Raw genomic sequence first — 19736 nt, 5'->3', positions numbered from 1 at the left:
CAGCATGCTGGTATGGCTCTCTTCAAGCGCGGCACGCCGGGCAAACCCGGCGAGTGGTACTACTGCCTCAAGCACCGCACCGTCGAGGAAGGCCCGCAGTGCCGGGCGCTCGACCGGTTCGGGCCCTACCCGAGCCGGGAGGCGGCGGCCCACGCCATGGAGACGGCCCGGGAACGCAACGAGGAGTGGCGCACCGACCCGCGCTGGAACGAGGACGAGGACGAGGACGCCGGGGGCGAGGGCCCCGGGGGCGGTCCCGGCCGGGACGGCGGCCCCGGCTCCGCCTGAGCCTCCGTCGCCCACGGTCCGCCGGGCGGCCCGGGCACGCGGCCACGCGCCGGTTCAGGCCGCGGTGTCCGACCCCTGCTGGCCCGCCGCCGCGGCCCGCTCCTCGCGTACGGCCCGGGTGTGGGCGTTGGTCCGGGCGTCGTAGGCCAGCAGCCTCGGGAGGCACAGGACGAGCAGGCCGACGCCCGCGACGCACAGCAGCCCGCCCGCCCAGACGGAGGTGCGCACCGAGGTCAGCCCGGCCATCGTCCCGGCCCGGAGCTGGCCGAGCTGCGGGCCGCCCGAGTACGACAGCAGCTCGATCCCGGCGAGCCGGCCGCGCAGCGCGTCGGGAACGGACTGGTCCCAGATGGTGCGGCGGAAGATGCCGCTGACCATGTCGCAGCAGCCCGTCAGCGTGAGGAAGAGGAGCACCAGCCAGAGCTGGCCGGTGCCCGCCGCCCAGCCGGCGAGCGCGACGGCGGCGCCGGTGGCGGCGGCGGCCCAGGCCACGGCCCGGCCGTGCCGGTGGACGCGGGTCGTCCAGCCGCTGCTGAGCCCCACGAGGGCCGAACCCACCGGGAGGGCCGCGTACATCAGCCCGAGCGCCCAGGTCGCTCCGAGGTCCTCGGCCAGGAACGGGTAGAGGATGATCGGGAACGCGAAGAAGGTGGCCAGCACGTCCACCGCGTAGGTGCCCAGGAGTTCCTTGCGCCGCCAGGCGTAGCCCGCGCCCTCCGCGATGCCGCGCAGCGACACCGGCTGGGCGTCGCCCCGCGCGGGCGAGGGCGCGAGGCGGCGGGCGGTCAGCACCGCGAGCACGCAGGCGAGGGCGTTGAGCGCGTAGGCGGCGCCCACGTCGGCCCAGGCGACGACGAGGCCGGCGATCGAGGGGCCGACGATGGCGCCGCACTGCCAGCGCAGCGAGGTGAGCGCCGCGGCGGCCGGGAGGTGCCGGTGGGCCACGACCCGGGGGACGAGGGCGCTGGTGGCGGGCCGCTGCAGCCCGGCCAGCGCGCTGTTGAGCGCCGCCGCCGCGTAGAGCGGCCAGACGGGCGGCGTCGGGAGCAGGGCGTTGACCACGAGGAGGCCCGCCACGGCGGCGAGCCCGGCCTCGGCCCAGAGGATCAGCCGCCGCTGGTCGGCCGCGTCGGCGAGCGCCCCGCCGTAGAGCCCGAACACGACGAGCGGCACGAGCTGGACGACGCCGATGAGCCCCACGGCGGCCGGTGAGCCGGTGAGCTGCGCGAGCTGGAACGGCAGGGCGACGGCGGTGAGTCCGTGCCCGAGCCCGGCGCTCAGCCCCGACCACCACAGGACGCGGAAGTCGCGGGAGTCGCGCCAGGGGGCGAGGTCGGGCAGGGCGGACTTCGGGAACGACGGCACGAGCAGCCATGCTCCGCCGGTCCTTTGGCCCTCGGCAAGCGATTTCGAGCCCGGCCGCGCCGCACCGGTCTACCGGTCGGTAGACCGGTGCGGCGCGGCGCCTGGCAGGATCGGGGCATGACTGAACCCGCAGCCAGGCCCGCAGGCCCGCCCGCAGTACAGCCCGCCGCCAGGAAGGACCCCTGGGAGCTCCCGGACGTCAGCGCGCTCACCGTCGGTGTGCTGGGCGGCACGGGCGACCAGGGACGCGGCCTGGCCTACCGGTTCGCGCGGGCCGGGCTGAAGGTCGTCATCGGCTCCCGCTCGGCCGGGCGCGCCGCCTCCGCCGCCGCGGAGCTGGGGTCCGGGGTGGACGGCGCCGACAACGCCGAGTGCGCCCGCCGCAGTGACGTGGTGATCGTCGCCGTGCCCTGGGAGGGGCACGCGGACACGCTGAGGTCGCTGCGCGCCGAGCTGGCCGGAAAGCTCGTCGTGGACTGCGTGAACCCGCTGGGCTTCGACAAGAAGGGCGCCTACGCGCTGGTCCCCGAGGAGGGCAGCGCGGCGGAGCAGGCGGCGGCCCTGCTGCCCGAGTCGCGGGTGACGGCGGCGTTCCACCACCTGTCGGCCGTCCTGCTCCAGGACCCGGCCGTCGAGCGGATCGAGACGGACGTGATGGTGCTGGGCGAGGTGCGGGCGGACTGCGAGATCGTCCAGGCCCTGGCCTCCCGCGTCCCCGGGATGCGCGGCGTCTTCGCGGGGCGGCTGCGCAACGCCCACCAGGTCGAGTCCCTGGTGGCCAACCTGATCTCGGTCAACCGTCGCTACAAGGCCCACGCGGGCGTCCGGCTCACCGACATCTGAGCGCGCGGGGGCATGGGGGACAATGGGGGCCGTGCCCGCCGTCCCGACCGCCCGAACCTGGAGTTCCGCCCCATGCCCCGCATCGCCCTGTTCGCCGTGCTCGTCTTCGTGCTCACCACGGCCGCCGCGGTGCTGTCGTTCGTCCACGGCAGCTTCCTCGGCGTCGTGTGGCTGCTGATGGCGGGCGCGTCCTCGAACATGGCCTACTTCTACTGGCGCAAGGCCCGCATGGATCGCGAGGCCGCGGCCGAGGCCCGCTGAGCGCCGGCCCGGGCCCGGCCGGGTCCCGGCCCGCTGCCCCCACACTGGCCCGCTGACAGGCCCGGCCCGTCGGCGGGCGGCCTGGGGGAAGGGCCGCCGCCGACGGGCCGGGCGGTGTGCCGGAAGGGGCCGAAGGTCCTCCGGGCGCGCGCGTCAGCGGAAGGTGTGCTCCTCCTGCGGGAACGCGCCGCCCGCCACGTCCTCGGCGAAGGCCTTCGCGGCGCCGCCGAGGGTCTCGCGCAGCTGTGCGTACTGCTTGACGAACCGCGGCACCCGGCCGCCCGTCATGCCCGCCATGTCCGTCCACACCAGGACCTGGGCGTCGCACTCGGGACCCGCGCCGATGCCGACGGTCGGGATCTGCAGGGAGCGGGTGACCTCGGCCGCCAGCGCGGCGGGCACCATCTCCAGAACGAGGGCGAAGGCGCCGGCGTCCTGCGCGGCCTTGGCGTCCCGCAGGAGCCGGTGGGCGTCCTCGTCCCCGCGCCCCTGGACGCGGTAGCCCATGGTGTTCACGGACTGCGGGGTCAGGCCCAGGTGGGACATGACCGGGATGCCGGACGAGACCAGCAGCTCCGTCTGCGGCAGCGAGCGCTCGCCGCCCTCCAGCTTCACCGCCCCGACACCGGCCTCCTTGACCAGCCGGGTCGCGCTGCGCAGCGCCTGCGTGGGGCCCTCCTGGTAGGAGCCGAAGGGCAGGTCGCCGACGACGAGGGCGCGCCGCGTGCCGCGGACGACGGCGGCGGAGAGCAGGGCCATCTGGTCCAGCGTGACCGGGACCGTGGTGTCGTAGCCGAGGTGGCAGTTCCCGGCCGAGTCCCCGACCAGCAGGACGGGGATGCCCGCCTCGTCGAAGACGGAGGCCGTGACCGCGTCGTAGGCGGTGAGCATGGGCCACTTCTCGCCGCGCTCCTTGGCGGTCGCGAGGTCCCGAACGGTGAGGCGGCGGTTCTGGCTGCCGCCGTACAGCGCTTTGACGGCCTGACCGTTGTCGGCAGCCGTGTGGGCATGCGTCATGGCATGGGCTCCTGAAGGTGTCGTCTCGAAGCGCCCTGACGGCGTCTCCGGATCGCTGTCCATAGTGGCACCTGTCACCGGCACGGGGAAGGGGACCGGGGCGAGCGTCACAGCGGCCCGGTGCCCGGGGGACGGGACGCGCGTCGCGGCGCGACGGAATCCGGCTGGTTCCCGACCTGCGGAACTGCTCCTGTGTACGTGGTCGTCCTTCTGGCAGTACGGTCACCGAAAGTCGGCCGTACGGCGGTTCCCACCGGGGAGCGAGGATCGCCTAGGGTGCGAGCTCCGACGGACGGCGGGAACGGAAGAGGATCTGGACCACCGGCAGTGAGGACGACGCATGGCACGGGCGGACACGGCGCACACGGACGCCGCGGCGGACGAGGGTGAGCCGACCGCCGAACGTCCCGGCGCCGGGGAAGGCCGTTTCCGCGGAGGCTGGCGCGACTGGCGGGACTGGCGCGGCCCGGGAACGTGGCGCCGCGGCCTGGTCCTGGCCGTCCTGGCCGTGCTGCTCGGCGTCGTGCTCGCCCTGCACGCGCGGGTGCCGAACGCCGTCGGCAACCTCGGTTCGCTCGTGGAGACCTTCCTGCCCTGGTTCGGTCTCGGCGTGCCCGTCCTGCTCGGCTGCGCCCTGCTGCGGCGCTCGATGACGGCACTGGCGGCGCTCCTGCTGCCCGCCGTCGTGTGGACCGGGCTGTTCGGCGGGCTGCTGACCGCCAAGTCCAGCGCGAGCGGCGACGGCCGCGGCGACCTGACCGTCCTGACCCACAACGTGGACGCGGGCAACGCGGACCCGCAGGGCACCGCCGAGGCCCTGGTGGCGAGCGAGGTGGACATCCTCGCGCTGGAGGAGCTGCCCGCCAAGTCCACCGGCGTCTACGAGCGGGCGCTCGCCGAGGCGTATCCGTACCACGTGGTGAAGGGCACGATCGGGGTGTGGAGCCGCTATCCGCTCTCGGACTCCGCCCCGGTCGACATCAAGATCGGCTGGACGCGGGCCCTGCGGACGACGGTGGACGCCCCCGGGGGGAAGGTCGCGGTGTTCGCGGCCCACCTGCCCTCGGTGCGGGTGAAGCTGCGGGCCGGCTTCACCGCCGGGCAGCGGGACGACGCGGCCGAGCAGCTGGGCCGGGCGATCGCCCGGGAGCCGCTGGAGCACGTGGTGCTGCTCGGGGACCTCAACGGCACGATGAACGACCGGGCGCTGGCCCCGGTGACGGCGCAGATGCGCTCGACCCAGGGCGCCGCCGGGGACGGCTTCGGCTTCTCGTGGCCCGCCTCGTTCCCGATGGCCCGGATCGACCAGATCATGGTGCGCGGCCTGGAGCCCGTGGCCTCCTGGTCACTGCCCTCGACCGGCAGCGACCATCTGCCCGTCGCCGCCTCGGTGCGCCTCTGACGCCGAGGACGCCTCTGACCCCGAGGACGGCCCCTGACCACACCCGGGCCCGGCGCGGGGCGCGCCCCGCGCCGGGCCCGGCAGCCCCGCGTCACCTCACCCGCGGTCCGCCGGACGGCGACGGGGTGCCGGCCGCGGACTCGCGCCAGGCGTTGGTGATGGGCAGCCGCCGGTCCTTGCCGAAGCCCTTCGGGGAGATCTTCGTGCCCGGCGGGTACTGGCGGCGCTTGTACTCGGCGGTGTCCGTCATCCGCAGCACCCGGGTCACCAGCTCCGGGTCGTGACCGCGCGCGACGATCTCCGCGGCGCCCTGGTCGCCGTCGACGTACAGCTCCAGGACGGCGTCCAGCACCTCGTAGTCCGGCAGGGAGTCGGCGTCCACCTGTCCGGGGCGCAGCTCGGCGCTGGGCGGCTTGGCGATGGAGTTCTCCGGGATGGGCGGAGTCTCGCCGCGTTCCGCCGCCGCCTGGTTGCGCCACCGCGCCAGCCGGAAGACGGTCGACTTGTAGACGTCCTTGATGGGCCCGTAGGCGCCCACGGAGTCGCCGTACAGCGTCGAGTAGCCGCAGGCCAGCTCGGACTTGTTGCCGGGCGCCAGGACGATGTGGCCCTCCTGGTTGGACAGGCCCATGAGCAGCGTCCCGCGCAGCCGGGCCTGGAGGTTCTCCTCCGCGAGCCCGGTCAGCTCGGCGGACGCCTTGTACGCGTCGAACATCGGTCCGATCGGCACGGTGCGGAAGTTCAGCCCGGTGCGCCGGGCCAGCTCGGCGGCGTCGTCCCGGGAGTGCTGCGAGGAGTACCGCGAGGGCATCGAGACGCCGTACACGTGCTCGGCCCCGACCGCGTCGCAGGCGATGGCGGCCGTCAGGGCCGAGTCGATGCCGCCGGACAGGCCGATGAGGACCGAGCGGAAGCCGTTCTTGGCGACGTACGCCCGCAACCCCACGACGAGGGCGGTGTAGACCTCCTCCTCGTCCCCGAGCCGCTCGGCGATCTCCCCGGTGACCTCCGGCTCGTAGGCAGGCAGTGGCTCCGCGGTCAGCGTGCGGTGCTCGATGCGCAGCCCGTCGTCCACCGTGCCCGAGGGCGCCTCGGCGGCCGCGGCCGGCAGGTCCAGGTCGAGCAGGACGCACCCCTCCGCGAACTGCGGGGCCCGCGCCAGCACCTCCCCGCCCGCGTCGACGACGATCGAGTCGCCGTCGAAGACCAGCTCGTCCTGACCGCCGATCATGGCCAGGTACGCCGTCGTGCAGCCCGCCTCCTGGGCGCGCTTGCGCACCAGGTCGAGGCGGGTGTCGTCCTTGTCCCGCTCGTAGGGGGAGGCGTTGACCGCCAGCAGCAGCCCGGCGCCCGCGCTGCGGGCCGCGGGCACCCGGCCCCCGTCCTGCCAGAGGTCCTCGCAGATGGCCATGGCCACGTCCACGCCGTGCACGCGGACGACGGGGAGGGTGTCGCCGGGCACGAAGTACCGGAACTCGTCGAAGACCCCGTAGTTGGGCAGGTGGTGCTTGGCGAATCCGAGCACCGGCTCACCCCGGTACAGCACCGCCGCCGCGTTCTGCGGGGCACCGGCGGGCTGGCCGTAGCGGGTGCTGTGGTGCTCGGCGCGGTCCAGGTAGCCGACGACGACGGGCACCTCGCCCAGCCCCTCGTCGGCCAGCCGGGCGGCGAGCGCGGTCAGCGCGCTCCGGCTGGCCTCCACGAACGACGGGCGCAGGGCCAGGTCCTCGACGGGGTAGCCGGTCAGCATCATCTCGGGGAAGGCGACGAGGTGCGCGCCCTGATCCGCCGCGTGGCGGGTCCAGTGCACGACCGCCTCGGCGTTGCGGGCGAGGTCCCCGACGGTGGAGTCGATCTGGTTCAGGGCGAGTCGAATCTGAGGCACACGCCAAGAGTAACCGTCACTTTGACGCGATTCCTCCTGTCGGAGGCATCGGGCCACCCGGCGGACCGGACCGTTGGACAGCCACCGGAACCGGGGGGAGGCTGAGACCAGGACATTCCACTCCCCGGAGGTGCGCGGTGGACTTGTGGCTCTGGATCGTCCTCGTCGCGGCCGTCCTCGTGATCCTCTTCCTGGCCGTCCTGTGGGTCCAGGCCCGGCGGCGGCGCGGAGGCGGCGCCGTCGTCGTCGGGGAACGGCCGTCCCGGAGGCGGTCCCCGAAGCGGTCTTCACGGAAGGGCGGCGGATGACGTGCTGATGCTCGCGACCGAGCTGGCCAAACGCCCGGTGGTCACCCTGGCGGGGGAGGACGTCGGCCAGGTCAAGGACGTCGTCTTCGAGGGCGGCGGCCGGGTGGCCGGGTTCACCCTCAGCGGGCGTGGACTGCTGGCGGGGCCCATGAAGCAGGCACTGCCCATCGACGGCGTCACCGGGCTCGGCCCGGACGCGGTGATGATCTCCGACGAGTACGTCTTCGAGAGCCGCAAGCAGCTCGCCGAGCGCGCCGGTGCGGGGGTGGGCGGCGACGTGCTCGGGGCGCGGGTCCTGTCCGACGGCGGCGTCGAGCTGGGCCGGGTCACCGACGTCGTCCTCCAGACGACCCGCACGACCGCCGTCGTCGTCGGCTACCAGATCGCCGCCACCGAGGCGCTCGGCCACCCCGAGCGCACCGTCTACCTGCCGCTCGCCGAGACGGTCGCCGTCTCCGGCGAGGCCCTCGTCGTTCCCGCGAGGGCCGCCGAGTACGTGGCCGACGACCTGCCGGGCTTCGAGGACCTCGTGCGCGGCTTCCGCGAGCGCATGGGCGGCGGGACCGCCCGGAGTGACGACGCGCACGCCCGGAGTGACGACGCGCCCGTCCGGAACGACGACCAGGACCGGGGCCGGGACGACGCCTCCCCGCCCGACCGACCGACGGGGGCCTGATGCTGCTCTCCGAGATCTCCGGCCGAACCGTCATGAGCGCCGCCGAGGCCACCACCCTCGGCGTCGTGGACGGCCTCGTGCTCGCCCCGGGCCGGGGCCGGGTCGCCGCCCTGCGCCTGCGCAGGACGGGCGGCTCGGCGAACCTCCTGCCCTGGTCCGGAATCCGGGCCGTCGGGGAGGACGCCGTCATGGCCGCCGACCGCGACGCCCTCCGCCGCCCGGACGGAGAGCTGAAACCGCTCGCCGAGGCCAGCGAGGACCTCGTCGGCAAGCGCCTCCTCACCGACGCCGGGACGGACGAGGGGCAGCTCGCCGACATCGACTTCTCGGCCGACTCCGGCGTCGTCCTCGCCCTGCGCACCGACAGCGGCCAGTACCCCGGCACCGCGCTCGTCGGCATCGGCTCCTACGCCGCGGTCCTCCGCGTCCCCTGATGCCCGCGGCCGGAACCGGGAGTTCCGTCGGCGGCGGCCGCGGGCGGGATGTTGTGGTTGAGCCGGAAGACGTTCTCCGGGTCCCAGCGCGCCTTCACCGCGGCCAGCCTGCGGTAGTTGCGCTCGCCCAGCCCGGCGACGACCCGGTCCCGGCCCTCGTCCCCGACGAAGTTCAGGTAGACGGCGCCGCTCGCCCACGGCCTGACGTCCTCGCGCACGGCGCGCGCCCAGCGCCGGGACCGCTCGTCGTCGGCCGGGTCCTCCCACAGGCAGAAGGGGTGGACGGCCCACCGGGCGTGCCGCCACGGCAGCGGGTAGTCGGCGGTGCTCCGCCCGGCCGCCCCGCCCTGCGGGAACAGCGCGTGCTGCGTGGGCGAGGGCACGAGCATGTCGTCGGCCCGGGCGCAGAAGCGCCGCACGGCCTCGTCGGGCAGCGAGTCCAGGTGCTCGACCGACCAGTAGTTCCGGTAGCCCGGCGGGTCGTCGATCATGGACTCGAGTTCCGCGTTGGGCATCTCCGCGATCATCGAGCCCGCGGGCCCCAGCCCCAGCAGCGGGGCCGCCGCCCGCCGGGCCGCCTCCTCGCGGCCCGTGTAGACCACCAGCACCGCGCAGGCCAGCCGGTCAACGAGCTCGGGCGGGACGAAGGGCTCGGGCGGGGCGGTGAGGTAGATGACGCCGCCGGACACGTCGTCGCTCGCCTCCGCCATGAGGTCGCGGAAGGTGCGCACCACCTCCGGGCCCCGCTCCGGCGGCCACAGCCCGAGGATCACCGTCAGCACCGGCAGCGGGTGCAGCCGCAGCGTGAACGACGTGGCCACCCCGAAGTTGCCGCCGCCTCCGTGCAGCGCCCAGAACAGCTCGGGATGCTCGGCCTCGCTGGCCGTCACGCGCGTCCCGTCCGCCGTCACGAGGTCGACGGACAGCAGGTTGTCGCAGGCCAGCCCGAACTTCCGGTCCAGCCAGCCGGTGCCGCCGCCCAGCAGGAAGCCGCCCACGCCCGTCGTCGAGACCCGTCCGCCCGTCGTCACCAGGCCGTACGGCTCGGCCGCCCGGTCCAGGTGACTCATCGTCGCCCCGCCCCCCACCCGCGCCGTGCGGGCTCCGGGGTCGATCTCGACGGCGTGCATCCGCCGCAGGTCGAGCACGAGTCCGCCGTCCACCAGCGCCTTGCCGGCGACGCCGTGCCCGCCGCCGCGCACCGCGACCGGCAGCCCCAGCTCGCGGCCGAAGCGCAGCGCGGCCACCACGTCGGACGGCTGCGCGCACTGCACGATCACCGCGGGCCGGCGGTCGTACATGCTGTTGAACAGCGTCCGGGCCGCGTCGTAGCCTTCGCCGCCCGGAAGCAACACGTCCCCCGCGACTCGGGCGCGCAGGCCGTCCAGCGCCGTGCCCGTCACCCCATCGACTGTCATGGCGTCACCACTCCTGACAAGAGAGCCCCGCCCAGCCCGCACTTCCAGCCTAGGGCCCGTGGCGCGCGGGGCCAGTCGGACACGACGGTGCCCCAGCAGCGCCCGCCGGACGGGGCAGATCGACCAAGATCGAGGGTGTGGCGCACAATGAGACGTGGGCCCTCATGGCCCCTGGCGGTAACGCGGCCGAAACCGCGCAATGGCATGCTCGACGGCGCCGGATCCGGCCCTCGAATCCGCCAGTGGGGCGGCCTGACCAGCGAGGATGGGTGGATATGGACAAGCAGCAGGAGTTCGTTCTCCGTACGTTGGAAGAGCGCGACATCCGGTTCGTGCGCCTCTGGTTCACGGATGTGCTGGGCTTTCTGAAGTCCGTTGCCGTCGCGCCCGCCGAGCTGGAGCAGGCGTTCGACGAGGGCATCGGCTTCGACGGCTCGGCCATCGAGGGGTTCGCCCGGGTCTACGAGTCGGACATGATCGCCAAGCCCGCCCCCAGCACCTTCCAGATCCTGCCCTGGCGGGCCGAAGCCCCCGGCACCGCCCGGATGTTCTGCGACATCCTGATGCCCGACGGCTCGCCCTCCTACGCCGATCCGCGCTACGTCCTCAAGCGCATCCTCTCGCGCACCTCCGACCTCGGCTTCACCTTCTACACCCACCCCGAGATCGAGTTCTTCCTGCTCAAGAACAAGCCCGTGGACGGCAGCAGGCCCACCCCGGCCGACTCCTCCGGGTACTTCGACCACACCCCGCAGAACGTCGGCATGGACTTCCGGCGCCAGGCCATCACCATGCTGGAGTCCATGGGCATCTCCGTGGAGTTCTCCCACCACGAGGGCGCCCCCGGCCAGCAGGAGATCGACCTGCGCTACGCCGACGCGCTGACCACCGCGGACAACATCATGACGTTCCGTCTGGTCATGAAGCAGGTGGCGCTCGAACAGGGCGTGCAGGCGACGTTCATGCCCAAGCCGTTCTCCGAGCACCCCGGCTCCGGCATGCACACCCACCTCTCCCTCTTCGAGGGCGACCGCAACGCCTTCCACGAGTCGGGCGCCGAGTACCAGCTGTCCAAGGTCGGCCGCTCCTTCATCGCCGGACTGCTGCGGCACGCCGGGGAGATCTCCGCCGTCACCAACCAGTGGGTCAACTCCTACAAGCGCATCTGGGGCGGGACCCAGCGCACCGCGGGCGCGGGCGGCGAGGCACCGTCCTACATCTGCTGGGGCCACAACAACCGCTCCGCGCTCATCCGGGTGCCGATGTACAAGCCGGGCAAGACGGGCTCCACCCGCATCGAGGTCCGCTCGCTCGACTCCGGCGCCAACCCCTACCTCGCCTACGCGGTCCTGCTGGCCGCCGGGCTCAGGGGCGTCGAGGAGGGTTACGAGCTCCCGGCCGGCGCCGAGGACGACGTGTGGGCGCTCTCCGACGCCGAGCGCCGCGCCATGGGCATCAAGCCCCTCCCGCAGAACCTGGGCGAGGCCATCGACCTGATGGAGCGCAGCGAACTCGTCGCCGAGACCCTCGGGGAGCACGTCTTCGACTTCTTCCTGCGCAACAAGCGCCAGGAGTGGGAGGAGTACCGCTCCGAGGTCACCGCGTTCGAGCTGCGCAAGTCCCTGCCCGTCCTGTGAGGGACGACGGGCGGGGCGCGGGCGGCGGGCGGCGCCGGAGCGCCTTCGGGCGGTTGCTGAGGTACGGGTTCAGCGACCCCGTGGAGGCGGCGGAGCTGCTCTCCGCGCCCGAGCTGGCCGCGTGGCGCGACGATCCGGTGCTGCTCGACGCCCTCGGCGGCACGGCCGGACCGGACCAGGCGCTCCGCGGCCTGCTGCGGCTGCTGGAGGCCCAGGAGGAGGACGGCGCCCAGCGGCTCCTGGACACGCTGCTGGCCGCCAAACCGCTGCGGGACCGGCTGCTCGGCGTCCTGGGCGCCTCGGAGGCGCTGGGCGACCACCTGGCCACCCACCCCGGGGACTGGCAGTCCCTGGTGACCTACGAGACGGCCGACCTCAACCCCGGCGTCGAGGAGTTCGAGGCCGCCCTGGAGGGGGCCGACACCCCCGACGCCCTGCGCGTCGCCTACCGCCGGGCCCTGTTGACGATCGCGGCCCGCGACGTGTGCGGGACCAGCGACGTCGCCGCGACCGCCGCCCAGCTGGCCGACCTGGCCACCGCCACCCTGCGCGCGGCGCTCGCCATCGCCGAGGCGGCGGCCCCCGAGGACGCCGCCGCCTGCCGGCTGGCCGTGATCGGCATGGGCAAGTGCGGCGGTCGGGAGCTGAACTACGTCTCCGACGTGGACGTCATCTTCGTCGCCGAGCCCCCGCACGGCGCTCCCGAGAGCGCCGACGAGGCCGAGGCGATGCAGGCGGCGACACGGCTCGCGGCCCACCTGACGCGGATCTGCTCGGACACCACCGCCGAGGGCACGATCTGGCCCGTCGACGCCAACCTGCGCCCCGAGGGCCGCAACGGTCCGCTCGTGCGTACCCTCGCCAGCCATCTCGCCTACTACCAGCGCTGGGCCAAGACCTGGGAGTTCCAGGCGCTGCTGAAGGCCCGGCCGGTCGCCGGGGACGCGGAGCTGGGCGAGGCCTACCGCGCCGCCGTCTCCCCGCTGGTGTGGGAGGCCGCCGAGCGGGAGAACTTCGTCACCGACGTCCAGCAGATGCGGCGCCGTGTCGTCGCGGGCATCCCGGCCGCTCACGTCGAGCGCGAGCTGAAGCTCGGCCCCGGCGGGCTGCGGGACGTGGAGTTCGCCGTCCAGCTCCTCCAGCTCGTGCACGGGCGCAGCGACACCAGCCTGCGCAGTCCGACGACGCTGGACGCGCTGGAGGCGCTGGCCGCGGGCGGCTACGTGGGCCGCCGGGACGCCGCCGACCTGGAGGCCGCCTACCGCTTCCTGCGCACCGTCGAGCACCACATCCAGCTCCAGCGGATGCGCCGCACGCACCTCATGCCCGAGGACGAGCGCGACCTGCGCCGCCTCGGCCGGGTGCTCGGCTTCCGGGCGGAGCCCGTCGTCGAGCTGAACCAGGCGTGGAAGCGGCACGCGGCGGCGGTGCGGCGGCTTCACGAGAAGCTGTTCTACCGCCCGCTGCTGGACGCCGTCGCCCAGCTCGCGCCGGGGGAGATCCGGCTGAGCGCCGTGGCCGCCCGGGAGCGGCTGGAGGCCCTCGGCTACGCCGATCCCGCCGGCGCGCTGCGGCACCTGGAGGCGCTGGCCTCGGGGGTGAGCCGCAAGTCGGCGATCCAGCGCACGCTCCTGCCGGTGCTGCTCGGCTGGTTCGCCGACTCGGCCGACCCGGACGCCGGGCTGCTCGGCTTCCGGCAGGTCTCGGACGCCCTGGGCAAGACGCCGTGGTACCTGCGGCTCCTGCGGGACGAGGGGGCCGCCGCGGAGAACCTGGCCCGCGTCCTGTCGGCGGGCCGGCTGGCCCCCGACCTGCTGCTGCGTGCGCCCGAGGCCGTCGCCCTGCTCGGCAGCGCCGACCATCTGGCGCCGCGCAGCCGGGCGGCCCTGACGCAGGAGGTGCTGGCGGCGGTCGGCCGGGCCGACACCGCCGAGCAGGCCGTCGCCGCCGCCAGGGGCGTGCGGCGCCGTGAGCTGTTCCGCACCGCCGCCGCCGACATCATCGGCGCCTACGGCACCGAGGGCTCACCGGCGCACACCGATCCGGCGCCGGGCGTGGACCGGGTGGGCCGCGCCGTCTCGGACCTCAACGCCGCCACGCTCGCCGGCGCCCTGCGGGCCGCGACCCGGGCGCGCTGGGGTCACACGCTGCCCACCCGCTTCGCCGTGATCGGCATGGGCCGCTTCGGCGGGTTCGAGCAGGGGTACGGCTCGGACGCGGACGTCATGTTCGTCCACGAACCGCGCGAGGGCGTGAGCGAGCGCGAGGCCTCCGAGGCGGCGTTCGCCGTCGCCAACGAGATGCGGCGGCTGCTCCAGCTCCCCACGACCGACCCGCCGCTGCTCGTGGACGCCGACCTGCGCCCCGAGGGCAAGTCCGGCCCGCTGGTGCGCAGCCTGGCCTCCTACGAGGCGTACTACCGGCGCTGGTCACGGGTGTGGGAGAGCCAGGCGCTGCTGCGGGCCGAGCCCGTAGCCGGCGACGAGGAGCTGGGCCGCCGCTTCCTCGCGCTCATCGCCCCGCTGCGCTACCCGGCCGACGGGCTGTCCGCCGAGGCCGTGCGGGAGATCCGCCGGCTCAAGGCCCGCATGGAGTCCGAACGGCTCCCGCGCGGCGCCGATCCGACGACGCACGCCAAGCTCGGCCGCGGCGGCCTGTCCGACGTCGAGTGGACGGTGCAGCTCATCCAGCTCCGGCATGCCCACGCGGTGCCGGGGCTGCGCACGACGCGGACCCGGGAGGCCCTGGCCGCGGCCCTGGAGGCCGGGCTGATCTCCGCCGACGACGCCGCCGTCCTGGACGAGGCGTGGCTGCTGGCCACCCGGGTGCGCAACGCGGTGATGCTCGTGCGCGGGCGCCCGGGCGACACGTTCCCCTCGGAGCCGCGCGAGCTCGCCGCCGTCGGCCGTTACCTCGGGTACGAGCCGGGGCACGTGGGCGAGCTCCTGGAGGACTACCGGCGCACGACCCGCCGCGCCAGGGGCGTCGTGGACCGGCTGTTCTACGAGGACGGCGAGGACGGCGCCGAGGCCTGAGCCCCCGGCCGCGCCTGACCTGCCTGGGAGGCCCGGACGGGCGCCGGTCTCTGGGCCGGAGCCGGTGCCCGGGGTGGCGCCGGTGTCTGGGGTGGTGCCGGTGTCTGGGCCGGTGCCGGCACGGGCAGCGGGGCGGCCGCCGTCCGCCGGGCTCCGGCGGGGGCGTGGGGAGCGGAGGCCTCGGGAGCGGAGGCGTCGGGGACCGCCGGTGAGGGCGGGCCCGCGAGCCGCGGCATCCGGTGCGGGAGCCGCCCGTACCAGAGGTAGGCCACGGCGAAGCCGAAGGCGAGGCAGAGGAGCCCGCCCACCGCGTCCAGCCAGAAGTGGTTGGCGGTCGCGACGATCACCACGAGTGTCGCCACCGGGTACAGCGCGCCCAGGGCCCGTATCCACAGGTTCCGGGTCAGCAGCACGATCAGCACGCCGCACCAGGCCGACCAGCCGATGTGCATCGACGGCATCGCCGCGTACTGGTTGGAGACGTCGGCCATGTCGCCCGAGGCCATCGAGCCCCAGGTGCCGTGGACGATCACGGTGTCGATGAAGTTCTCGCCGGTCATCAGGCGCGGCGGGGCCAGGGGGTACAGGTAGTAGCCGAGCAGGGCGACGGCCGTCGTCGCGAACAGCACGCTCCGTGCGGCGGCGTACCGGCCCGGATGACGGCGGTAGAGCCACACGAGCACACCGATCGTCACGACGAAGTGCAGCGTCGCGTAGTAGTAGTTCATCGAGACGATCAGCCAGGTGACGCCGTTGATCGCGTGGTTCCAGCTCTCCTCGAACGCCAGCCCCATGCTGCGCTCGACGTCCCAGATCCAGTGGGCGTGCTCCATGGCGACGGTCTCGTGCTCGGGCACCGCGTTGCGGACCATGGAGTACACGAGGTAGCTGACGGCGATCAGCCCCAGCTCGAACCAGATGACCGGCCGCCGCGGAGTGCGCCGCCCCCGGGCCCAGCGGGACCCTTCCGGCGAGCCGCCTGGCTGGAGCGCTGTCGCCGTCGCCACCCCGTCGTCACCCTCGTGTCGCGTTGTCGGTACCCCCATGACAGGTCAGTCTGCCAGACGGGTCACGGGCCCGGATCCTCCGCCGGTCGCGTTCTGGCAACCGACGGTTATCCCCCGGGCTGAGCCGCCCGCCCCGCAGCCGTCGGGGTGTCACACCCCGCGGGGCCCGCGCCGTGCGGGTCCACGTCTTCCAGTTTCTCAGCCCGCCGCGCCGCGCGCAGCCGCGGGCGCCGCGGCGGTTGAACCGCGAACCACCAGCTCGGGGAGGAACACGAACTCGCCGTGCGGGGCCGGGGTGCCGCCGATCTCCTCCAGCAGTGCCCGCACCGCCGCCTGCCCCATGGCGGTCACCGGCTGCCGGATCGTCGTCAGCGGGGGATCGGTGAAGGCGATGAGCGGCGAGTCGTCGAAGCCGATGACGGAGACGTCGGAGGGCACCGCGAGCCCGCGCTGCCGGGCGGCCCGGATCACGCCCAGGGCCATCATGTCGCTCGCGCAGACGACGCCGGTGCAGCCGCGCTCCAGCAGTGCGGCACCGGCCGCCTGTCCGCCCTCCAGGGTGTAGAGGGAGTGTTCCACGAGGACGTCCGCCTCCGCCCCGGCGAGCCCGAGCTGCTCCTCGACGGACTGGCGGAAGCCCTCGATCTTGCGCTGCACCGGAACGAACCGGGCCGGGCCGAGCGCGAGACCGATCCGTTCGTGGCCGAGGGACACCAGGTGCGTCACCGCCAGCCGCATGGCCGCCCGGTCGTCCGGAGAGACGAAGGCGGCCCGCAGTTTGGGGGAGAAGCCGTTGACCAGGACGTACGGGACGCCCTGCCCGCGCAGCCTCTCGTAGCGCCGGACGTCGGCCGTGGTGTCCGCGTGCAGGCCGGAGACGAAGATGATGCCGGCCACGCCCCGCTCGACGAGCATCTCGGTCAGCTCGTCCTCGGTGGAGCCGCCGGGGGTCTGGGTGGCCAGGACGGGGGTGTAGCCCTGCCGGGTCAGCGCCTGCGCGATGACCTGCGCGAAGGCGGGGAATATCGGGTTCTCCAGCTCCGGGGTGATGAGGCCCACGAGCCCGGCGCTGCGCTGCCGCAGCCGGGCGGGGCGTTCGTACCCGAGCAGGTCGAGTGCGGCGAGGACGGATTCGCGGGTGGCCGCGGCGACGCCCGGCTTGCCGTTGAGTACCCGGCTCACCGTCGCTTCGCTGACCCCCGCCTGGGCTGCGATGTCGGCTAGCCGTGCGGTCACGCTCATGGACTGTACCGGGCATGCCCGGCACCCCGCACCGCCCCCGTCCCGCGGGGACGGTCGGGGGTGGTGCGGGGTGTGAGTCTTCGTCAGCGGCGCCGGGTGCGTCAGCGGGCGACCGACCAGCCGGGCAGGAGCGAGCTCTGCCAGTCGTACGCGGTCTCGGAGAGGGCCTTCGCCGGCGGTGCGTCCCCGCGCAGGACCGCCTCCCAGCGGGGCCCGAGGCTCGCGAACAGCTCCGCGCCCTCCGGTACGGACAGCCGAGGCACGCACTTGGTGCTGGCGAAGTAGAAGGAGTTGCGCACCGGGTCGGAGAGCACCTGGCGCGTGTAGGCGGCCTTGCGCGTCGGCAGCAGCCCCAGCTTCAGCGCCAGCTGCTCCTGCTGCTCGGCGGCCGTCATGAACCCGACGAAGAGCTGCGCGGCCTCCGGGTACGCGGTACCGGCGGAGACGACGAGATTGTGGCCGCCGGTGGGGGAGCCGCGCTCGCCCGTCGAGCCGGCCGGGATGGGCGCTATGCCGAGGTTCGCGCGGTCGGTGAAGGCCTTGCCCTCGAAGATGCCCGTCGTCGCCCACGGCCCGTCGAAGATCATCGCGACCTCGCCGTTCCGGAACGCGGACTGCATGGCCCCGTACGCGTCCTCGGCCGGGGGCCTGCGCGCCGCGCCGGAGGTGACGAGCTCGGCGGCGGTGGTCGCGGCCCGTACGGACGCCTCGTCGGCGATGGTGATGCGCGACCGGTCCGGGTCGAGGAGGTCGCTCCCCTCGCCGTAGAGGAAGGGCAGGGCGTAGTAGGGGTCGGTGTTGAGGGCGACGCCGTCGACGCCCGTCACCTTCTTGATCCTGAGGGCCGCGTCCCGCAGGGCCGCCCAGGTGTCCGGGGGACGGGTGAGGCCGGCCTCGGTGAACAGCTCCTTGTTGTAGAGGAGGGCGAGGGGGTCGGTGACCTGCGGCGCGCCGTAGGTGCGGCCGTCGTATACGACCGAGGCCGTGGTCGTCTCCAGGAAGCCCTCGGGCTCCGGGACGGCCGGGGTGCCGGTGAGGTCGGCCAGCAGTCCGTCCTGGACGAAACCGGCCATCCAGCCGACGTCGGCCCGCAGCACGTCCGGGATCTCGCCGCCGTCGCGCACCGCGTCCCGGTACTTCTGCTGGGCCTCGAAGAAGTCGACGTTCACGTAGCTGACGTCGATCCCCGGGTGCTCCTTCTCGAACTGTGCGACGAGCCGGTGGACGGCGGGCGCCTCGGTCGGCCCCGAGGTGTCCCACCAGGTGATACTGCCCGTCACGTCCGCCGGGTCCGGGTCACCGCCCGTACCGCACCCCGCCGCCCCGGCCGCCAGCGCCAGTGCCGTGAGGGCCGCCGCGGCGGCCCTGCCCGCGCCTCTGTGACCTCTTCGTCGCCTCATCGATATCTCCCCTTTGCCCGTTCGCCCGCTGGGCTCGGAGGAACCTAGCAGGGCTGCAAGCTCTTGCGTAAGTGGCTGAAACCAGAGTTTCGGAAAGTTGCCGCAAGGTCTTTCGTAAAGCTTGCAGCCCTGTTACGTTCCTGCTCGGCCCGCAGCCGCCCGGGGCGCGGCCGAAAGGAAGCGGTCCTGGCTTCCGATCGGGCTCACCACTCTTGGAGGACTTTCATCATGCGGCGTGGCATAGGCACCACCGCCCTCGTGGCGGCCATCGCTCTTGCGGCAACGGCTTGCGGAAGCGATGACGGCGACGGCGGCGACGGCTCGGGCAAGGACGCCTCCGGCGAGCTGTCCGGCACCGTCACCTTCTGGGACACCTCGAACGAGGCGGAGAAGGGCGTCTTCGAGACGCTCGCCGAGGACTTCGAGAAGAAGCACCCCAAGGTCGACGTGAAGTACGTCAACATCGGCTTCGACGACGCCCAGAACAAGTTCAAGAACGCCGCCAACGCCGGCGAGGCGCCCGAGGTCATGCGCACCGAGGTCGCCTGGGTCTCGGACTTCGCCAGCCTCCAGCTCATCGAGCCGCTGGGCGACGTCGTCGAGGACGAGGACGACTACCTGCCGCAGGCCTGGGGTTCCACCCAGTACGAGGGCGAGACCTACGCGCTGCCCCAGGTCACCGACACCCTGGCGCTCTTCTACAACAAGGAGCTGCTGAAGAAGGCGGGCGTCGAGGTGCCCACCTCGATCGAGGAGCTGAAGAACTCCGCCGACGCCATCGAGGACAAGGCCGGGGTCACCCCGCTCTACCTGCGCGGTGACGACTCCTACTGGTTCCTCCCCTACCTCTACGGCGAGGGCGGCGACCTGGTGGACGCCGACGCCCAGAAGGTGACGATCGGCGACCCCGCCGGCGTCGCGGCCTTCGAGACCGTCAAGGACCTGCTGGACTCCGGCGTCGCCGAGACGGACCTCACCGACGGCTACGCCAACCAGGAGCGGGCCTTCAACAACGGCGACGTCGCCATGATGGTCAACGGCCCCTGGGCCATCGCCGGCACCCTCGCGGGCGAGGAGTTCAAGGACAACCCCGACAACCTGGGCGTCGCCCCGGTCTTCGCGGGCAGCAAGGGCCAGGGCGCCCCGCAGGGCGGCTGGAACCTCTCCGTCTACGCCGGCACCGCGCCCGAGAACATGGACGCGGCCAAGGCCTTCGCCGCCTACATGTCCTCGCCCGAGGTGCAGCAGCGCACCACCGAGGAGCTGAGCCTCCTGCCCACCCGTACCTCCGTCTACGAGGTGGACTCGGTCAAGGGCAACCAGATGGTCCAGTTCTTCAAGCCCGCCGTCGACAAGGCCGTGCAGCGCGCCTGGATCCCGCAGGCCGCCTCCCTGTTCGACCCGCTCAACAAGGAACTGGCCAAGGTGATCAAGGACGCCGCCTCCCCGAAGAGCGCCGCCGAGTCCACCGCCAAGGAGTACCGCAAGCTCCTCGAGGACTGGAAGTAACGGACAGGG

At 73.7% G+C, this 19736-nt stretch carries 16 protein-coding genes; 9 read left to right on the top strand and 7 right to left on the bottom strand.

Annotation, left to right across the window (positions count from 1 at the left end; translation table 11 throughout):
• Nucleotides 1-12 precede the first annotated feature (12 nt).
• The gene (locus O7609_RS04725; RefSeq protein WP_269733650.1) at nucleotides 13-288 is read left to right on the top strand and encodes a hypothetical protein; all 276 of its coding nucleotides are present in this window, start codon (nucleotides 13-15) and stop codon (nucleotides 286-288) included.
• A gap of 54 nt (nucleotides 289-342) precedes the next feature.
• Here O7609_RS04725 and O7609_RS04720 read toward each other — a convergent pair whose 3' ends face one another.
• A complete protein-coding gene (locus O7609_RS04720) occupies nucleotides 343-1653 on the bottom strand; it encodes an MFS transporter (protein ID WP_269733649.1) in 1311 nt (436 codons plus the stop codon).
• A 117-nt stretch (nucleotides 1654-1770) separates the two neighbouring features.
• Here O7609_RS04720 and npdG point away from each other — a divergent pair, with 117 nt between their 5' ends.
• Both npdG and O7609_RS04710 read left to right on the top strand, forming a co-directional pair.
• A complete protein-coding gene (gene npdG, locus O7609_RS04715; RefSeq protein ID WP_269733648.1) occupies nucleotides 1771-2496 on the top strand; it encodes an NADPH-dependent F420 reductase in 726 nt (241 codons plus the stop codon).
• A gap of 72 nt (nucleotides 2497-2568) precedes the next feature.
• Nucleotides 2569-2757 (top strand): hypothetical protein, encoded by a 189-nt coding sequence (locus O7609_RS04710; protein ID WP_332328030.1) that lies wholly within the window; start codon nucleotides 2569-2571, stop codon nucleotides 2755-2757.
• Between the two features lie 153 nt (nucleotides 2758-2910).
• Here O7609_RS04710 and panB read toward each other — a convergent pair whose 3' ends face one another.
• The gene (gene panB / locus O7609_RS04705) at nucleotides 2911-3774 is read right to left on the bottom strand and encodes a 3-methyl-2-oxobutanoate hydroxymethyltransferase (RefSeq protein ID WP_269733646.1); all 864 of its coding nucleotides are present in this window, start codon (nucleotides 3772-3774) and stop codon (nucleotides 2911-2913) included.
• A gap of 340 nt (nucleotides 3775-4114) precedes the next feature.
• Here panB and O7609_RS04700 point away from each other — a divergent pair, with 340 nt between their 5' ends.
• Nucleotides 4115-5176, top strand: a complete 1062-nt coding sequence (locus O7609_RS04700) for an endonuclease/exonuclease/phosphatase family protein (protein ID WP_269733645.1) — start codon at nucleotides 4115-4117, stop codon at nucleotides 5174-5176.
• A gap of 91 nt (nucleotides 5177-5267) precedes the next feature.
• Here O7609_RS04700 and O7609_RS04695 read toward each other — a convergent pair whose 3' ends face one another.
• On the bottom strand, nucleotides 5268-7061 hold the full coding sequence (locus O7609_RS04695) for an NAD+ synthase (RefSeq protein ID WP_269733644.1): 1794 nt from the start codon (nucleotides 7059-7061) through the stop codon (nucleotides 5268-5270).
• Between the two features lie 315 nt (nucleotides 7062-7376).
• Between O7609_RS04695 and O7609_RS04690 the strand changes: the two genes are divergently transcribed.
• Nucleotides 7377-8045, top strand: a complete 669-nt coding sequence (locus O7609_RS04690; RefSeq protein WP_269733642.1) for a PRC-barrel domain-containing protein — start codon at nucleotides 7377-7379, stop codon at nucleotides 8043-8045.
• Nucleotides 8045-8479 carry a PRC-barrel domain-containing protein gene (locus tag O7609_RS04685; RefSeq protein WP_269733641.1) on the top strand — a complete coding sequence of 145 codons (435 nt, stop codon included), beginning with the start codon at nucleotides 8045-8047 and terminating at the stop codon, nucleotides 8477-8479. The genes O7609_RS04690 and O7609_RS04685 overlap by 1 nt, the downstream gene beginning before the upstream one ends.
• On the opposite strand, the gene O7609_RS04680 is transcribed toward O7609_RS04685, so the two are convergent.
• Nucleotides 8452-9897: an FAD-binding oxidoreductase gene (locus tag O7609_RS04680; RefSeq protein ID WP_269733640.1), complete on the bottom strand. Its 1446-nt coding sequence runs from the start codon at nucleotides 9895-9897 to the stop codon at nucleotides 8452-8454. The genes O7609_RS04685 and O7609_RS04680 overlap by 28 nt on opposite strands.
• Before the next feature lie 275 nt (nucleotides 9898-10172).
• Here O7609_RS04680 and glnA point away from each other — a divergent pair, with 275 nt between their 5' ends.
• Nucleotides 10173-11534 carry a type I glutamate--ammonia ligase gene (glnA, locus tag O7609_RS04675; protein WP_269733639.1) on the top strand — a complete coding sequence of 454 codons (1362 nt, stop codon included), beginning with the start codon at nucleotides 10173-10175 and terminating at the stop codon, nucleotides 11532-11534.
• Nucleotides 11531-14569, top strand: coding sequence for a bifunctional [glutamine synthetase] adenylyltransferase/[glutamine synthetase]-adenylyl-L-tyrosine phosphorylase (locus O7609_RS04670; protein ID WP_269733638.1), 3039 nt, complete (start codon nucleotides 11531-11533; stop codon nucleotides 14567-14569). Before glnA ends, O7609_RS04670 begins: the two co-directional genes overlap by 4 nt.
• Here O7609_RS04670 and O7609_RS04665 read toward each other — a convergent pair.
• From O7609_RS04665 to O7609_RS04655, 3 genes are all read right to left on the bottom strand, one after another.
• Nucleotides 14536-15615, bottom strand: a complete 1080-nt coding sequence (locus O7609_RS04665; RefSeq protein WP_269733637.1) for a phosphatase PAP2 family protein — start codon at nucleotides 15613-15615, stop codon at nucleotides 14536-14538. The two genes, O7609_RS04670 and O7609_RS04665, sit on opposite strands and share 34 nt — an antisense overlap.
• 159 nt (nucleotides 15616-15774) lie before the next feature.
• Nucleotides 15775-16812 carry a LacI family DNA-binding transcriptional regulator gene (locus O7609_RS04660; RefSeq protein ID WP_269733636.1) on the bottom strand — a complete coding sequence of 346 codons (1038 nt, stop codon included), beginning with the start codon at nucleotides 16810-16812 and terminating at the stop codon, nucleotides 15775-15777.
• A gap of 107 nt (nucleotides 16813-16919) precedes the next feature.
• Nucleotides 16920-18218 carry an extracellular solute-binding protein gene (locus tag O7609_RS04655; RefSeq protein WP_269733635.1) on the bottom strand — a complete coding sequence of 433 codons (1299 nt, stop codon included), beginning with the start codon at nucleotides 18216-18218 and terminating at the stop codon, nucleotides 16920-16922.
• 228 nt (nucleotides 18219-18446) lie between these two features.
• Here O7609_RS04655 and O7609_RS04650 point away from each other — a divergent pair, with 228 nt between their 5' ends.
• On the top strand, nucleotides 18447-19727 hold the full coding sequence (locus O7609_RS04650) for an extracellular solute-binding protein (protein WP_269733634.1): 1281 nt from the start codon (nucleotides 18447-18449) through the stop codon (nucleotides 19725-19727).
• Nucleotides 19728-19736: the final 9 nt, after the last annotated feature.

This window comes from Streptomyces sp. WMMC1477 (assembly GCF_027460245.1).
Lineage (GTDB): Bacteria > Actinomycetota > Actinomycetes > Streptomycetales > Streptomycetaceae > Streptomyces.
This window is presented reverse-complemented; position numbering and strand designations above follow the sequence as displayed.

What these genes read in the sequence shown, in the direction of transcription:
- O7609_RS04680 (WP_269733640.1), bottom strand. Translation starts at nt 9,897, where the DNA reads ATGACAGTCGATGGGGTGACGGGCACGGCGCTGGACGGCCTGCGCGCC.
- O7609_RS04725 (WP_269733650.1), top strand. Translation starts at nt 13, where the DNA reads ATGGCTCTCTTCAAGCGCGGCACGCCGGGCAAACCCGGCGAGTGGTAC.
- O7609_RS04685 (WP_269733641.1), top strand. Translation starts at nt 8,045, where the DNA reads ATGCTGCTCTCCGAGATCTCCGGCCGAACCGTCATGAGCGCCGCCGAG.
- glnA (WP_269733639.1), top strand. Translation starts at nt 10,173, where the DNA reads ATGGACAAGCAGCAGGAGTTCGTTCTCCGTACGTTGGAAGAGCGCGAC.
- O7609_RS04650 (WP_269733634.1), top strand. Translation starts at nt 18,447, where the DNA reads ATGCGGCGTGGCATAGGCACCACCGCCCTCGTGGCGGCCATCGCTCTT.
- O7609_RS04665 (WP_269733637.1), bottom strand. Translation starts at nt 15,615, where the DNA reads ATGGGGGTACCGACAACGCGACACGAGGGTGACGACGGGGTGGCGACG.
- npdG (WP_269733648.1), top strand. Translation starts at nt 1,771, where the DNA reads ATGACTGAACCCGCAGCCAGGCCCGCAGGCCCGCCCGCAGTACAGCCC.
- O7609_RS04655 (WP_269733635.1), bottom strand. Translation starts at nt 18,218, where the DNA reads ATGAGGCGACGAAGAGGTCACAGAGGCGCGGGCAGGGCCGCCGCGGCG.
- O7609_RS04690 (WP_269733642.1), top strand. Translation starts at nt 7,377, where the DNA reads ATGCTCGCGACCGAGCTGGCCAAACGCCCGGTGGTCACCCTGGCGGGG.
- panB (WP_269733646.1), bottom strand. Translation starts at nt 3,774, where the DNA reads ATGACGCATGCCCACACGGCTGCCGACAACGGTCAGGCCGTCAAAGCG.
- O7609_RS04700 (WP_269733645.1), top strand. Translation starts at nt 4,115, where the DNA reads ATGGCACGGGCGGACACGGCGCACACGGACGCCGCGGCGGACGAGGGT.
- O7609_RS04710 (WP_332328030.1), top strand. Translation starts at nt 2,569, where the DNA reads ATGCCCCGCATCGCCCTGTTCGCCGTGCTCGTCTTCGTGCTCACCACG.